Genomic DNA, 13,346 nt, shown 5'->3' with positions numbered 1-13,346 from the left:
GGACGAAGGGGCCGGGCTCCTCACCTGCGGGGACTACGGACGGAACCGCAGCACCTGCGGGTCGTGGTCGCTGATCTGGTCGGAGAACTCCGCATTGATGTGCACGCTGTCGTAGTCCAGGTCGCAGCCCTTGCGGATCGAGGGGCTGACCAGGATCTGGTCGAGCACCTGGGCGTTGCCCTGGTAGTCGTACGTGTAACGCTGGCTCCTGGGCAGCGACTTGATCGCCGACCAGAGCTCGCCGTGACCCTCGAGGATCTTGGCGGTCTCGGAGAACTCGAAGTCGTTCATGTCGCCGAGCGCGATGACGTCGGCGTTCTTCTGCGTCTTCAGGATCTCGTCGACGAACGCGTTCACCAGGGTCGCCTGGGCGTGCCGCTGAACCTCGGAGCTGCGGGCCGGGGGCTGGTACTGCGCGGTCAGCCCCTGGTCACCGCCCTTGGAGTTGAGGTGGTTGGCGATCACGAAGACCGTCTGACCGCGGAAGACGAACTCGCCCGCGAGGGGCTTGCGGCTGCTCTTCCAGGCGTCGTTCGCCGGGTCGATACGGCCGGGGGACGCGGTGAGCTGCGCCTTGCCGTGCACCTTCGTGACACCGACGGCGGTCGTCGAGTCGCCGCCCGCGCGGTCGGTGAAGGAGACCCGCTCGGGGTTGAAGAGGAAGACCTGGCGGATGTTGCCGCCGGGCTCGCCGCCGTCCTGGTCGTTGACCGGGTCGATGGAGCGCCACTGGTACTGCGGGCCGCCCGCCGCGACGATCGCGTCGATCAGCTTGTTCACCGTCTGGTCGGCGGCGACCGTGCCGTCGTCCGTCGCGCCGTTGTTGTCCTGGATCTCCTCCAGGGACACGATGTCGGGCGAGTTCAGGTTGTTCACGATCGCGGACGCGTGCGCGGCGAACGTGCCGTCGCCCGGGTCCAGGTTCTCGACGTTGTACGTCGCCACCGCCAGCTCGCCGCGCGCCTGCTTGCGCGTCGTCTCCCGTTCCAGGCCGCCCTTCTGAAGGGTGCCCAGCTGGTTGGCGACCAGGGTGTAGCCGCCGAACTGGTTGTAGTCGAGCGGGCCCGCCGTGACACCGGTGAGCTTGTCACCGACGTTCGCGGTCGGGAAGTCGGCGGTCGCACCGAGCGACTGGATCTGTATGCGTCCGGTGTTCTGCGAGGTGTACGAGCCGTACACGGTGCCGCCGCGACGCGTGGCGTGCTCGTGCGGCTTCACCGTGACCCACAGCTCGCTGTACTTGTCGGTGGCGGTGACCACGCGGGTGTCCGCGACCTGGACGTTCATGCCCTCAAGGGACTCGTAGTAGTCCAGGGCGTACTGCGCAGGCTCCAGCGGGAGGGCGTTGACCGAACCGGCCGCGGCGGTGTCGCCTGCCGGGGCGTAGTCGTCCGGCACCGACCGGGCGTCGACGACCGTGGCGGCCGGGACGGGGTTGCCGCTGGAGACGACGGTGACCGTCGGCTTGGTGACCTCGGTGACCGACTGGTTGCCGGTGGAGACGCCGCCCGGGACGTACTCCGAGACCGTGCCCGTCACCGTGACCGAGTCGCCGACGGCGACCTTGGGGGCGGAGCTGGTGAAGACGAAGACGCCCTCACTGGTGGCGGGGTCGGCGTCCGGGGTGGGGTCCTGGTACCAGAAACCCTTGGACGAACCGTACGTCCGCACGCCGGTGACGATGCCGGGCACGTCGGTGACCTTCGTGCCCGCGAGGGGGGAGGTCCGGGTGGTGCCCTGGATGTCGTGGATGTGGACGGTGTCCGCCTGGGCCGGTGCGGTGAGCACTACGGCGGAGACGGTGGAACAGACCGCGGCGACGGTCAGCGCGCCGATGCGCGCGGTTCTCTTGCTCGGCAAGGGAATCCCTCCGGGGACGTTCGTGAGCGCCGGGACGAGGGTGGACTGGTGGGGGGGAGCGCGACCTGCTTGCGGGCCAGTGACGCGCGTAGAAGCGGTTCGACCGCACGGCCGTTGAACTTCTACGCGCGTCAATCTCGTGTGTGGCGAGGGGAGTTGTCAAGGTTTCGGTGGTGTACGAGACCTGTCGGACACATGAACCGGGTGGCATGGGTGGAAATCCGTCTAGGCTGAGCAGTTGGCACGGATCTCCCGGTCCGCCTCCGGGCCCTCGGGCCCCTCGGCGCCTCGTCGGGGTCCGCCGCGTGCCCTGCCCGCCCCGCCCGCCCTGCCCGTCGTGGTTGTCCCGGAGGAGAACCCAGCCGATGTCAGACAGCTCTTCCCTGCCGCCCGTGCGGCTGCACTCCGAGGCCCGGCTGGCGCGGGACGCACTCGCCGCGCCGCTGCTCTCCCGCGCCGCGCGACTGGCCCGCTGGGCAGGCCCCGCCACCCGGGTCGGCGCCGGCGGCGAACTCGACGAGGAACAGCTCCCCGAGGCGGCCGGCGTCCTCGGACTGTCCGGCGACGACGCGGCCGCCCTCGCCTCCGAGGCGTGGCGGGTGGCCGTCGACACCGGGCTCGTCGACATCGTGGACGAGGAGGAGGGCACCGTCACCGCGGGCGAGGACCTCGCCCTGCTCACCTCCGGCGCCCCCCAGGACGTCCTCGGCGTCTGGCTCGTCGCGCTCGACGTGGTCCTGGCCGACGCGAGCGTGCCCGACCTCGGCGAACTCGTCGACGCCATGGACGAGGAGGGCGAGATCGACCTGTCCTCGCTGGACTGGGACCCCGAGGCGGAGTCCGAGTTCCTCGACGGGGTGCTCGGCAACCTGTATCTGCTGACCGTCGGCGAGGACGCGCTCGGAGAGGTGTCGGTGCCGCTGCCCGCGCTCGCCGCCTCGATGATCCTTCCCGACGACATGGGAGAGCCCACCAACGACGTCCTGGAGCAGGTCTCGGACGCCATGATGCGGCTCGACGACCAGTTCCGGCTCCTCGAGCCCATCGGGCTCGTCGCCTTCCAGCCGGTCGACGAGGCCCTGATGGCGGACACCGCCGAGGAGCCGGCCTCCGTCGACGACATGGACGTGTCGCGGTACGGGGTGGTGCGCCTGACACCGCTCGGGCTCTACGGACTGCGCGCCCGGCTGATCGAGGCCGGGTTCTCCGTCCCCGCGGTGGGCGAGCTGGCCGACAAGGGCGCCGACACGCTGCTGGACGGCACGGCGGGATTCCCCCCGACCGCCGCCCAGGCGGAGATCGAGCAGTGGCTCGCCCGACGCGAACCGCTTTCCGCCGCACAGGAGTTGCTCTCCGCGGCGCGCGGCGCCGACCAGGGCGCCCCGCTGCGCCGCCTGCACTGCCAGCAGGCCCTCGCGCTCGTCGGCGCGCAGGCCGAACCCGCGCTGCGCGAGGTGCTGGGCGACGCCGAACTGGGCGGTCTCGCCCGGGTCTGGCTCTCCGAACGCGGCGCGTCCGACGTGCCTCCGCCGTCCGAGGCGATGGTCTTCTGGCTGACCATCGACACGGTCGCCGCCCAGCTCGCCGCCGAGGGGAACTCCGCCGAGCTCCAGGCCCTGGTGGAGGGGCTGGCCCAGCAGCACAGCGGCTTCTTCGACACGGCCTGGAGGGTCGAGCACCCCGCCGCCCCGGACGTCCTGGAGGCCATGGGCCGGCTGCACCCCGACAAGCGGATCGCCAAGGAGGCCCGCAAGGCGGCGTTCAAGGCCCGGTCGCAGCAGGGAGTGTGAGACGCCGGTGAGGTGACCCGGACGCGGGGCGGGGCGGGGCGCGGAGCGCCCCGTTCCTCTGCGCCGGTCGAGTGGATTCACGCAAGCGGGGCCCCGGAAGTCGGCGCGCGTTCAACTTGTGTTCAGGCGGGGGCGGCACGGTGTGGCCGCGAACCGAGATTGCCGGCCGCCCCCCCACGACAGTCCGAGTCCACCGTCACAGGAGACATCACATGTCGCTCTCTCGCAGGGACTTCGCCAGGCAGTCCGCGATCACCGGTGCAGGCGTCGTCCTGATCGGCAGCGTGGGCGCGCTCGCCACCGCCCCGAACGCGCTCGCCGCCGCCGAGACGGAGACCGAGGGCGTGGGCGAGGACTCGGCGGAGGCCCGCCACGGCGGCGTCGGCTACGGCCCCCTCGTCACCGACCCGAAGGGCCTCCTCTCGCTGCCCGCCGGGTTCTCCTACCGCGTCATCACCCACAGCGGCCGTACGAAACTGGACTCGGGCGAGTTCACGCCGTCCAACCACGACGGCACCTCCACCTTCCCCGGCCCGCGCGGCGCCACCCTCCTCGTCAACAACCACGAGCTCAAGGGCCCCCGCTCCGGCTGGACGTATCCCGTGCCGCTCACCGAGGGACTCGTCTACGACCCCGCCGCGTCCGGCGGCTGCACCGTCGTGGAGGTGCGCCACGACAAGGTCGCCGAGTGGGTCGGCATCGCCGGCACCTCCACCAACTGCGCGGGCGGCAACACCCCTTGGGGCACCTGGCTCACCTGCGAGGAGACCGAGGACAAGGCCGGCCAGAACGGCATGACCAAGGACCACGGCTACGTCTTCGAGGTCGACCCGCAGGACCGCCGCCGCAACCGGAACCCCGAACCCCTCAAGGCGCTGGGCCGTTACGCCCACGAGGCCGTCGTCGTCGACCCCAGGCGCGGCCGGCTCTACCTCACCGAGGACGCCTCCGGCCCCAACGGCCTGCTGTACCGCTGGACGCCCCCGCAGGGCTTCGAGCACGGCCACGGACAGCTCGCCACCCTGGCCGACGACGCCGGAGCGCTCCAGGCCTTCAAGTGCTTCGACTCAGGCGGCAAGTTCGTGGACGACCTCTCCCGCGCCACCAGGATCGGCACGGTGTACGGCGTGGACTGGGTCGACGTCCCCGACCGCGACGCCAGGACCGTCTCCGTGCGCAAGCAGTTCACCGATGGCCAGGTCACCCGCGCCCGCAAGCTCGAAGGCATGTGGTGGGGCGACGGCGGCGTCTACATCGTCTCCTCGTACGCCCGCGCCGAGAGCCCCGGCCAGGCCCACGACGGAGCGGTCTGGTTCTACGACCCCAAGCGCCGCACCCTGACGCTGAAGGTCCTCATCGGCGTGAACCCCGCCCCGTCCGTCGACGGAGCCTTCGACGGGCCGGACAACATCACCGTCTCCCCGTACGGCGGCCTCGTCATCGCCGAGGACGGCGAGGGCGTCCAGCACCTCTTCGGCGCCACCGAGAGCGGCCGCACGTACCCGATCGCTCGCAACGAGCTCAACATCGGCACCGCCGAGGCACCCGCCTACAGCGAGTTCACCGGCGTCACCTTCTCGCCCGACGGCCGCACCCTCTTCGCCAACATCCAGGAGCCGGGCATCATGCTCGCCATCACCGGCCCCTGGAAGCGGCAGAAGCGCGGCTGAACTCCCCCCGCATTCCCCGCGGATTAATTCGCTCGCCGGGTTCGCGGCCGCCCTCCTACAGTGGTGCACGTCCAGGTGCGAAGGCAGGACCTACTTCCACTGATAATGGGGCGGTCGCGGGTTCGAGTCCCGCCGTCGGCACAACGCGCCGATGTAGCTCAGGGGTTAGAGCACCTACGTCGGTTCCGCCGATCTCGATCTCTGGACACCACAACTTCATGCACCTCCCGGTGCGCGGGCCGCGGCTACTTCTCTCTCAAAGAATCCACGCCGCGGCCGACTTGATCTCGGGAGGCGCAGCTCATGGTGGGTGCCCGGTGCGCAGGCAGCGGATACTTCGGGAACTGGTGGGGCCACGGTCTCGTGCGGGTTCAAATCCCGTCATCGACTTCGGGTCGGTGTGGCGGAAACGGAAGACGCGCCAGTTTATAAGCAACCGTCGCCGTCCCTGATCTCGGGCACCCTCCATTTGCTGTGCCTCCCTCCGAAACACTCATGAATTCGGGGGAATTCACCATGGCACGCTTCAACAACAACAAGACGACGAAGGCACAGCCCGTCTCCCGGGTGACGTCCACCGGCCGCGTGCTGCGGACGCACCAGGGCGGCCTCGGCCGCGAGCGCGACGCGCGCTCCGAGCTCTTTCTGCTGGCGATCGCCAACTTCGTCTCGCAGCAGACCTTCTACGAGACCGGCGACGCCCGCGACGACCGGTTCGCCGCGCTCGTGCGTGAGCTCGCCGTCGCCGACCCGTCCTGGACCGCCGGCCTGCTGGCCTGGCTGCGCGGTGAGGGAAACCTCCGTACCGCCTCGCTCGTGGGCGCCGCCGAGTACGTGAAGGCACGCCTCGACGCGGGCGCCACCGACGGCCCGTCCAACCGGCAGGTCGTCGCCTCCGTACTGCGCCGTCCCGACGAGCCGGGCGAGCTGCTCGCCTACTGGACCTCCCGGTACGGCCGCAACGTGCCCAAGCCCGTCAAGCGGGGCATCGCCGACGCCGTACGACGCCTCTACAACGGCAAGTCGCTCCTGAAGTACGACACCGCGTCCAAGGGCTACCGCTTCGGCGACATCCTCAACCTGGTGCACGCGGCGCCGGACCCGGACAAGCCCTGGCAGGGCGACCTGTTCCAGTACGCGCTGGACCGGCGCCACAACCCGGACACGGCCGTCGTGCCCAAGTCGCTGCCCGTGCTTGCCGCCCACCGCGACCTGATGGCCCTGCGGCCCGCCAAGCGGCGCAAGGTCGTCACCGGCGCGCAGGGGGCCCGGCGCCTCGCGGACGCCGGGATGACGTGGGAGGCGCTGGCCGGGTGGCTCCAGGGGCCGATGGACAAGGCGGCCTGGGAGGCCGTCATCCCGTCCATGGGCACCATGGCGCTCGTCCGCAACCTGCGCAACTTCGACGAGGCCGGTGTCAGCGACGAGGTCGCGGCACAGGTCGCCGCGAAGATCAGCGACCCGGCGGAGGTCGCGCGCTCGCGGCAGTTCCCGTTCCGCTACCTCGCGGCCTACCAGCACGCGCCGTCGCTGCGCTGGTCGTACCCGCTGGAGCAGGCGCTCGGCCACTCGCTGGCCAACGTGCCCGCGCTGCCCGGCCGGACCCTGGTGCTCGTGGACCGTTCGGGCTCGATGTTCTACTCGCGGCTCTCGGAGCGCTCCGAGCTCAACCGGGCAGACGCGGCGGCGATCTTCGGCACGGCGCTCGCGCTGCGGGCGGCGGACGCGGATCTCGTCGAGTTCGGCACCACCAGCAAGCGGGTGGAGTTCAGCGCGGGCGAGTCGGTGCTCAAGGTCATCGGGCGGTTCGGTGACCTCGGCGGCACCAACACGACCGAGGCGGTGCGCGAGCACTACAAGAAGCACGACCGGGTCCTGATCGTCACCGACGAGCAGGCCATGTACAGCCACTACGGCGACCCGACCGAGCAGGTGCCGGCGCACGTTCCGGTCTACACGTGGAACCTCGCCGGCTACGCCCCGGGCCACGGTCCCTCGGGGAAGGGCAACCGCCATACGTTCGGCGGGCTTTCGGACGCGGCCTTCCGGATGGTGCCGCTGCTGGAGTCGGCGCGGGACGCGGACTGGCCGTGGGGGCAGGCGGGCTGAGGTCGGCTTTGGTCCGGTCCGGTCCGGCTCCGGTCCGATGGGTGGGTCGGGGCCGTGCCGGTGCATCAGCCCGTCGCCGTTGGGTGAGGGGTGGGCGTCGGTGGCGACGGGCATCGATGTACCGGCACGGCCCCTCGCGTCCGATTCCGGGTGCGGGTGCGTCCACATTTCCAGCTCCGGCCGGCGAAAGATTCAGCCCGGCCCATCACATTTCAGCCCCGGCCGGGGAAGGGTTCAGCCCCTCCGGCGTTTGGGGAGCGGGGTCCGGGGGCGGCGCCCCCGGGTACGGGTCGGGAGGGGGCGAGGAACGTGGTGGCGGCATCGGTGCCCATGCCGATGCCGGACCCGCTCGCCCCCGGCCGCAGGGGACTGCCTTGGATCAGAGGGACTCGGCCGCCGGCTTCACCATGCCGCGGACCGTGCGGGACTTGACGAAGGTGCCGAGGGCCGTCATGTCCCATTCGCCGGAGAACTGCTTGATCAGCTTGGCCATCATGACGCCCGTCTGGGCCTCGGCGTTGGTGAGGTCGAAGCGGACGAGCTCCTCGCCGCTGGCCGCGTCGACCAGGCGGCAGTAGGCCTTGGCCACCTGGGTGAACTTCTGGCCGGAGAACGAGTTGACCGTGAAGACGAGGCCGGTGACCTCCTGGGGGAGGCGGCCCAGGTCGACGGTGATCACCTCGTCGTCCCCGCCGCCCTCGCCCGTGAGGTTGTCGCCGGAGTGCTTGATCGCGCCGTTCACGATGGAGAGCTTGCCGAAGTAGCAGCTGTCGATGTGGTTGCGCTGCGGCCCGTACGCGATGACCGAGGCGTCCAGGTCGATGTCCGAGCCGTGGAACGCGGGCTCCCAGCCCAGGCCCATCTGGACCCGGGACAGGAGCGGGGCGCCGCCCTTGACCAGGGACACCGTCTGGTTCTTCTGGAGGCTGACCCTGCCCTTGTCCAGGTTGATCTTGCCCGTGGCGGCGGGGGGCGCCGGGGGCGCGGCCGGGACCGGGGGCGCGGCCGGGGGCTGCGTGACGGGAGCGGCCGGGGGCTGCGCGGCGACGGGGGCGGGCTGGGCGGCCGGGGCGGGCTCCTCCACGCTGACGCCGAAGTCGGTGGCGATGCCGGCCAGTCCGTTCGCGTAGCCCTGGCCGACCGCGCGGGCCTTCCAGGCGCCGTTGCGGAGGTAGACCTCGACGATCACCAGGGCCGTCTCCGTGCCCAGCCGGGGCGGGGTGAAGCTGGCCAGGACCGTGCCGTCGTCCGCGTTGCGGATCGTCGCGGTGGGTTCGATGCCCTGGAACGACTGGCCCGCGGCGTCGGGGCTCGCCGTGACGACGATCTTCTCGATGCCCGGGGGGACCGCTGCCGTGTCGACCGTGATCGTGTCGGGGCCGGTGCCGCCGCCCGAGCGGTAGGTCACGCCGGGGCCGGCGGGCTGGTTGTAGAAGATGAAGTCGGCGTCGGAGCGCACCTTGCCGTCGGCGGTGAGCAGCAGGCTCGACACGTCGAGCCGCACCGGGGCGGTGACGTCCACCGTCACGCGGGAGACGGGGAGAGGGATGTTCGAGCCGGGCGTCATAGCTGTCATGACTGGGGTAACGAGCGGGGGCGCTTTACCGTTCCCTTACTCAAGGGTAGGGATGCGGGCCTGGCCCCCGGGTGGGTGAGCGGGGGCGCGCACCGGGGCCCGGTGCGCGCCCGTCCTCAGGGGACCACGACGATCTTGCGTCCCACACCCGAAGCGAACTGGTCCAGTGCCTTCGGGTAGCTCGCCAGGGGGAGGCGGTCGCTGATGAAGACGGACGGGTCCAGGACACCGGCGGCGAAGAGCTCCGCGGCGCGTTCGAAGCTGTGCAGGACGGCCATCGAGCCGGTGATGGTGATTTCCTGGTTGTAGATGCGGTACGGGTCGACGGTGACCCGGGTCGCGTAGTCGGCGACGCCGAACTGGAGGAAGGTCCCCGCCTTCGCCACCCGGTCCAGGCCGTCCTGGATCGCCGCCGCGTTGCCCGTCGCGTCGACGACGACGTCCCAGCCCTGCGGGCGGTCCAGTTCGGCGGGGCTCGCCGCGGCCCCGGAGACACCCAGCAGCCGGGCGGTGGCCAGCCGTTCGGGGTTCACGTCGACGACGTCCACGCTCGCCGCGCCGGTGCGTTTGGCGAGCTCCAGCATCATCAGGCCCATCGTTCCCGAGCCGTAGACCAGGACGTGGGCGCCGAGCCGGGAGCGCAGGACGTCGTAGCCGCGTACGGCGCAGGAGAGCGGTTCGATCAGGGCCGCGTCCTGGGTGGCGATGTGTTCGGGGAGCTTCACGCAGTTGGCGACGGGCGCGGTCGCGTACTGGGCGGCGCCGCCCGCGGTGGTCACGCCGATCGCGGCCCACCGCTCGCAGAGGTTGTTGTGGCCCGTACGGCAGTAGCGGCACTCGTGGCAGTACAGGGAGGGGTCGACGGCCACCCGGTCGCCGACCGCGAGCTCCGTGACCCGGGTGCCCACACCGACCACCTCGCCGGCGAACTCGTGACCCGGCACGATCGGCAGTGTGGGCGCGAACTCGCCCTGGAGGATGTGCAGATCGGTGCCGCACAGGCCGCAGGCGGCCACCTCGACCACGACCTCGCGGGGGCCCGGCGCCGGGTCGGGGACCTCGGCCACGACGGCTCGGCCCACGGACTCGATGACTGCGGCCTTCATTTCACGGCTCCCAACGACAGGCCCTGGACCAGCTTGTCCTGGGCGGCGAACCCCGCGGCGAGCACCGGCAGGGAGACGACGAGCGACGCGGCGCACACCTTCGCCAGGAACAGGCCCTGGCTGGTGATGAACCCGGTCAGGAAGACGGGGGCGGTCTGGGCGACCACTCCCGTCAGGACCCGGGCGAAGAGCAGCTCGTTCCAGCTGAAGATGAAGCAGATCAGTGCCGTCGCCGCGATGCCGGGCAGGGCGATGGGCGCCACGACACGGGCCAGGATGGTGGGCAGCCGGGCGCCGTCGATCCGCGCGGCCTCGATCACCGCGACGGGGACCTCGGCGAGGAAGGACTGCATCATCCACACCGCGATCGGCAGGTTCATCGAGGTGTAGAGGACGACCAGCAGCCAGATGTTGTCGAGCATGCCGGTGTTCCTGGCGAAGAGGTAGACCGGCAGGAGGCCCGCCACCACGGGCAGCATCTTGGTCGACAGGAAGAAGAACAGGACGTCCGTCCACTTGCGCACCGGCCGGATGGAGAGCGCGTAGGCCGCGGGGAGGGCCAGCAGCAGGACGAGGAGAGTGGAAGTCACCGACGCGACCGTGGAGTTGACGAGCGCGGGCCAGGGGCTCGCGCCGCCGCCCGTGCCGAAGAAGTCACGGTAGCCGTCGAGGGTGAGGGCGGCGCCGAGGGCCGGCGGGTTCTTCGCCGCGTCCGGTTCGGAGTGGAAGGAGGTCAGGGCCATCCAGGCGATGGGCAGGAAGAACACGATGCCGAGCGCCCAGGCGGCCAGGCCCAGACCGGCGCCCTTCGCGCGGCGGGGGCGGACGGGTGTCGCGGTGGTGCTCATGAACGGGACCCCTCCTCGCGGAACAGGGACGACACCACGCGCAGGGCGAAGGTCGCGATGACGATGGAACCGATGACCACCAGGACGCCCGCGGCGGAGGCGAGGCCGTTCTCGTGGGCCTGGTAGAAGCTCTGGTACACGGTGTAGGGCAGGTTGGCGGTGCCCAGGCCGCCGGAGGTGATCGTGAAGACCGCGTCGAAGTTCTGGACGATGTGGATCGAGCCGAGCAGGGCCCCCAGTTCGAGATAGCGGCGCAGGTGGGGGAGGGCGAGATGGCGGAAGATCTGCCAGTCGCCTGCGCCGTCCACACGGGCCGCCTCGATCTGCTGGTGATCGCGGCTCTGGAGGCCCGCGAGCAGGATCAGCATCATGAACGGTGTCCACTGCCAGACCAGGGACGCCTCGACCGCGAGCAGCGGGGTGTTCGAGATCCAGTCGGGCTGAGGACCGCCGCCGGCGTGCAACAGGCCGTTCAGCAGGCCGTATTCGGGGTTGTAGAGCACGTGCTTCCACAGCAGGGCCGCGGCGACCGGGACCACCAGGAAGGGCGCGATCAACAGGGTGCGGACGATGCCGCGGCCCCGGAACCTCCGGTCCAGGAGCAGGGCCAGGGCCAGGCCGAGGACCAGCGAGACGATGACGACGGTGGCGGTCAGTAGGATCGTCGTCCAGACGGAGTGTCGCAGGCCGGCGTCGCTGAGGACCTCCGTGTAGTTGCCGAGGCCGGTGAAGCGGCGGGCCTTCGGGTAGAGGGAGTTCCAGTCGAAGAACGAGATCACCAGCGTGGCCACGAAGGGCAGTTGGGTCACCGCGATCATGAAGATCAGGGCCGGGAGCAGCGGGCCGCGCCGGGCCCAGGCGCGCAGCCGGGCCGACGGCTGTCCGTGGGTGCGTACGGGAGGAGCGGCCACGCGGGCCGTCGTCGTGGCGGTCATCGTCCCTCGTACTCCTTGGAGATCTTCTCGGCGAGCTTCTGGGATCTGTTCAGGGCCGTGTCGACGGACTGGCGTCCGGCGATGGCGGCGCTGATCTCCTGCGCGACCTTGGTGCCGAGGTCCGTGAACTCGGGGATGCCGACGAACTGGATGCCGGGCGCGGGGCGCGGCTGGACGCCGGGGTCGCGCGGCCGGGCGTCCTCGATGGCCGCGCGGGTCATGTCCTGGAAGGCCGCGGCCTCTTTGACGTAGGCGGCGTTCGTGTACGTCGAGGCGCGTTTGCCCGCCGGTACGTCCGACCATCCCGCGGTGTCGCCGACCAGTTGTTCGTAGCCCTTTCCGGAGGCCCAGGAGATGAACTTCCAGGCCTTGTCCGGGTTGTGCGAGGCCTTCTGGAGTCCCCAGGCCCAGGTGTAGAGCCAGCCGGAGGAAGCGGTCTTCTCGACGGGGGCCGGGGCGTAGCCGAGCTTTCCCCTGACCGGGGAGTCCTTGGCCTCCAGCAGGCCCGCGGCCGAGGTGGCGTCGTACCACATGGCGGTCTTGCCCTGGGTCATGTCGTTGAGGCACTCGGCGAAGCCCGACTGGGCGGCGCCGGACTCGCCGTGTTCGCGTACGAGGTCCACGTAGAAGCGGGTGGCCTCCTTGAACTCCGGTGCGTTCAGGCGTGCCTTCCAGTCCTTGTCGAACCAGGTTCCGCCGAAGGTGTTGACCACGGTGGTGAGGGGGGCCATCAGTTCGCCCCAGCCGGGGAGGCCGCGCAGGCAGATGCCCTTCATGCCGGGCTCGGCGCCGTCCGCCTTCGCCGCGAGGCCGGCGACCTGCCGCCAGGTGGGGTGCGCGGGCATGGTCAGGCCCTTCGCGGCGAACACGTCCTTGCGGTACATCAGGAACGACGACTCGCCGTAGAACGGCTGGCCGTAGAGCTTCCCGTCGGCGGCGGTCAGCGACTGCCGCATGGGCTTGAGGATGTCCCGCTCGTCGTAGCCGCTGTCCTGGCGCACGTACGAGTCCATCTCGTGCAGCCAGCCGTTGCGGGCGTAGATCGGTATCTCGTAGTTGGAGAGGGTGGCGACGTCGTACTGGCCCGCCTGGTTGGCGAAGTCCTGGCTGATCTTGTCGCGGACGTCGTTCTCCGGCAGGACGGTGAAGTTCACCTTGATGCCGGTCTCGCGGGTGAAGTGGGCCCTGGTCAGCTTCTGGAGCTCGACCATCTGCGGGTTGTTGACCATCAGGACGTTGATGGAGTTCCCGCCGGAGCCCGACCCGCCCGCTCCGGTCCAGCAGCCGGAGAGGAGCGGGGAGAGCAGCGTCCCTGCGGCGGCCGCGACGAGCAGCGCGCGCGGCCTCCGTCGGCTCGGGGTTCGCATGGATCACTCCTGGAGAGAAGGGGGGTAAACGGGGAGATAAGGGGTGGGGTGTGGGTGTGCCTCGGCCGCCGCGCGGGGCGGGAGG

The 13,346-nt window shown here is 70.7% G+C and carries 9 protein-coding genes; 3 read left to right on the top strand and 6 right to left on the bottom strand.

Annotated elements, in window-relative coordinates; all coding sequences use genetic code 11:
• Nucleotides 1-33 precede the first annotated feature (33 nt).
• Nucleotides 34-1,860 carry an endonuclease/exonuclease/phosphatase family protein gene (locus WJM95_RS06955; protein WP_339128630.1) on the bottom strand — a complete coding sequence of 609 codons (1,827 nt, stop codon included), beginning with the start codon at nt 1,858-1,860 and terminating at the stop codon, nt 34-36.
• A gap of 365 nt (nt 1,861-2,225) precedes the next feature.
• On the opposite strand from WJM95_RS06955, the gene WJM95_RS06950 reads away from it, so the two are divergent.
• The 3 genes from WJM95_RS06950 to WJM95_RS06940 all read left to right on the top strand — a co-directional run bounded on the left by WJM95_RS06950 (nt 2,226) and on the right by WJM95_RS06940 (nt 7,429).
• Nucleotides 2,226-3,650, top strand: coding sequence for a hypothetical protein (locus WJM95_RS06950; RefSeq protein WP_339128628.1), 1,425 nt, complete (start codon nt 2,226-2,228; stop codon nt 3,648-3,650).
• 212 nt (nt 3,651-3,862) lie between these two features.
• On the top strand, nt 3,863-5,320 hold the full coding sequence (locus tag WJM95_RS06945) for an alkaline phosphatase PhoX (RefSeq protein WP_339128627.1): 1,458 nt from the start codon (nt 3,863-3,865) through the stop codon (nt 5,318-5,320).
• Nucleotides 5,321-5,836: 516 nt separating this feature from the next.
• On the top strand, nt 5,837-7,429 hold the full coding sequence (locus tag WJM95_RS06940; protein ID WP_339128626.1) for a TROVE domain-containing protein: 1,593 nt from the start codon (nt 5,837-5,839) through the stop codon (nt 7,427-7,429).
• Between the two features lie 379 nt (nt 7,430-7,808).
• Here the strand turns inward: WJM95_RS06940 and WJM95_RS06935 are convergent, their stop codons facing one another.
• The 5 genes from WJM95_RS06935 to WJM95_RS06915 all read right to left on the bottom strand — a co-directional run bounded on the left by WJM95_RS06935 (nt 7,809) and on the right by WJM95_RS06915 (nt 13,261).
• Nucleotides 7,809-8,996, bottom strand: coding sequence for a TerD family protein (locus WJM95_RS06935; RefSeq protein WP_339135398.1), 1,188 nt, complete (start codon nt 8,994-8,996; stop codon nt 7,809-7,811).
• A gap of 125 nt (nt 8,997-9,121) precedes the next feature.
• Nucleotides 9,122-10,111, bottom strand: a complete 990-nt coding sequence (locus WJM95_RS06930; RefSeq protein WP_339128625.1) for a zinc-dependent alcohol dehydrogenase family protein — start codon at nt 10,109-10,111, stop codon at nt 9,122-9,124.
• The gene (locus tag WJM95_RS06925; protein ID WP_339128624.1) at nt 10,108-10,959 is read right to left on the bottom strand and encodes a carbohydrate ABC transporter permease; all 852 of its coding nucleotides are present in this window, start codon (nt 10,957-10,959) and stop codon (nt 10,108-10,110) included. The genes WJM95_RS06930 and WJM95_RS06925 overlap by 4 nt, the downstream gene beginning before the upstream one ends.
• Nucleotides 10,956-11,894: a sugar ABC transporter permease gene (locus WJM95_RS06920; protein ID WP_339128623.1), complete on the bottom strand. Its 939-nt coding sequence runs from the start codon at nt 11,892-11,894 to the stop codon at nt 10,956-10,958. The genes WJM95_RS06925 and WJM95_RS06920 overlap by 4 nt, the downstream gene beginning before the upstream one ends.
• Nucleotides 11,891-13,261: a sugar ABC transporter substrate-binding protein gene (locus tag WJM95_RS06915; protein WP_339128622.1), complete on the bottom strand. Its 1,371-nt coding sequence runs from the start codon at nt 13,259-13,261 to the stop codon at nt 11,891-11,893. Before WJM95_RS06915 ends, WJM95_RS06920 begins: the two co-directional genes overlap by 4 nt.
• Nucleotides 13,262-13,346 lie beyond the last annotated feature (85 nt).

The sequence above is a fragment of the Streptomyces sp. f51 genome (genome assembly GCF_037940415.1).
Lineage (GTDB): Bacteria > Actinomycetota > Actinomycetes > Streptomycetales > Streptomycetaceae > Streptomyces.
This window is presented reverse-complemented; position numbering and strand designations above follow the sequence as displayed.

Excerpts from the sequence above, each read along its gene's own strand:
- WJM95_RS06950 (WP_339128628.1), top strand. The coding sequence starts at position 2,226 with ATGTCAGACAGCTCTTCCCTGCCGCCCGTGCGGCTGCACTCCGAGGCC.
- WJM95_RS06945 (WP_339128627.1), top strand. The coding sequence starts at position 3,863 with ATGTCGCTCTCTCGCAGGGACTTCGCCAGGCAGTCCGCGATCACCGGT.
- WJM95_RS06940 (WP_339128626.1), top strand. The coding sequence starts at position 5,837 with ATGGCACGCTTCAACAACAACAAGACGACGAAGGCACAGCCCGTCTCC.
- WJM95_RS06935 (WP_339135398.1), bottom strand. The coding sequence starts at position 8,996 with ATGACGCCCGGCTCGAACATCCCTCTCCCCGTCTCCCGCGTGACGGTG.
- WJM95_RS06930 (WP_339128625.1), bottom strand. The coding sequence starts at position 10,111 with ATGAAGGCCGCAGTCATCGAGTCCGTGGGCCGAGCCGTCGTGGCCGAG.
- WJM95_RS06925 (WP_339128624.1), bottom strand. The coding sequence starts at position 10,959 with ATGAGCACCACCGCGACACCCGTCCGCCCCCGCCGCGCGAAGGGCGCC.
- WJM95_RS06920 (WP_339128623.1), bottom strand. The coding sequence starts at position 11,894 with ATGACCGCCACGACGACGGCCCGCGTGGCCGCTCCTCCCGTACGCACC.
- WJM95_RS06915 (WP_339128622.1), bottom strand. The coding sequence starts at position 13,261 with ATGCGAACCCCGAGCCGACGGAGGCCGCGCGCGCTGCTCGTCGCGGCC.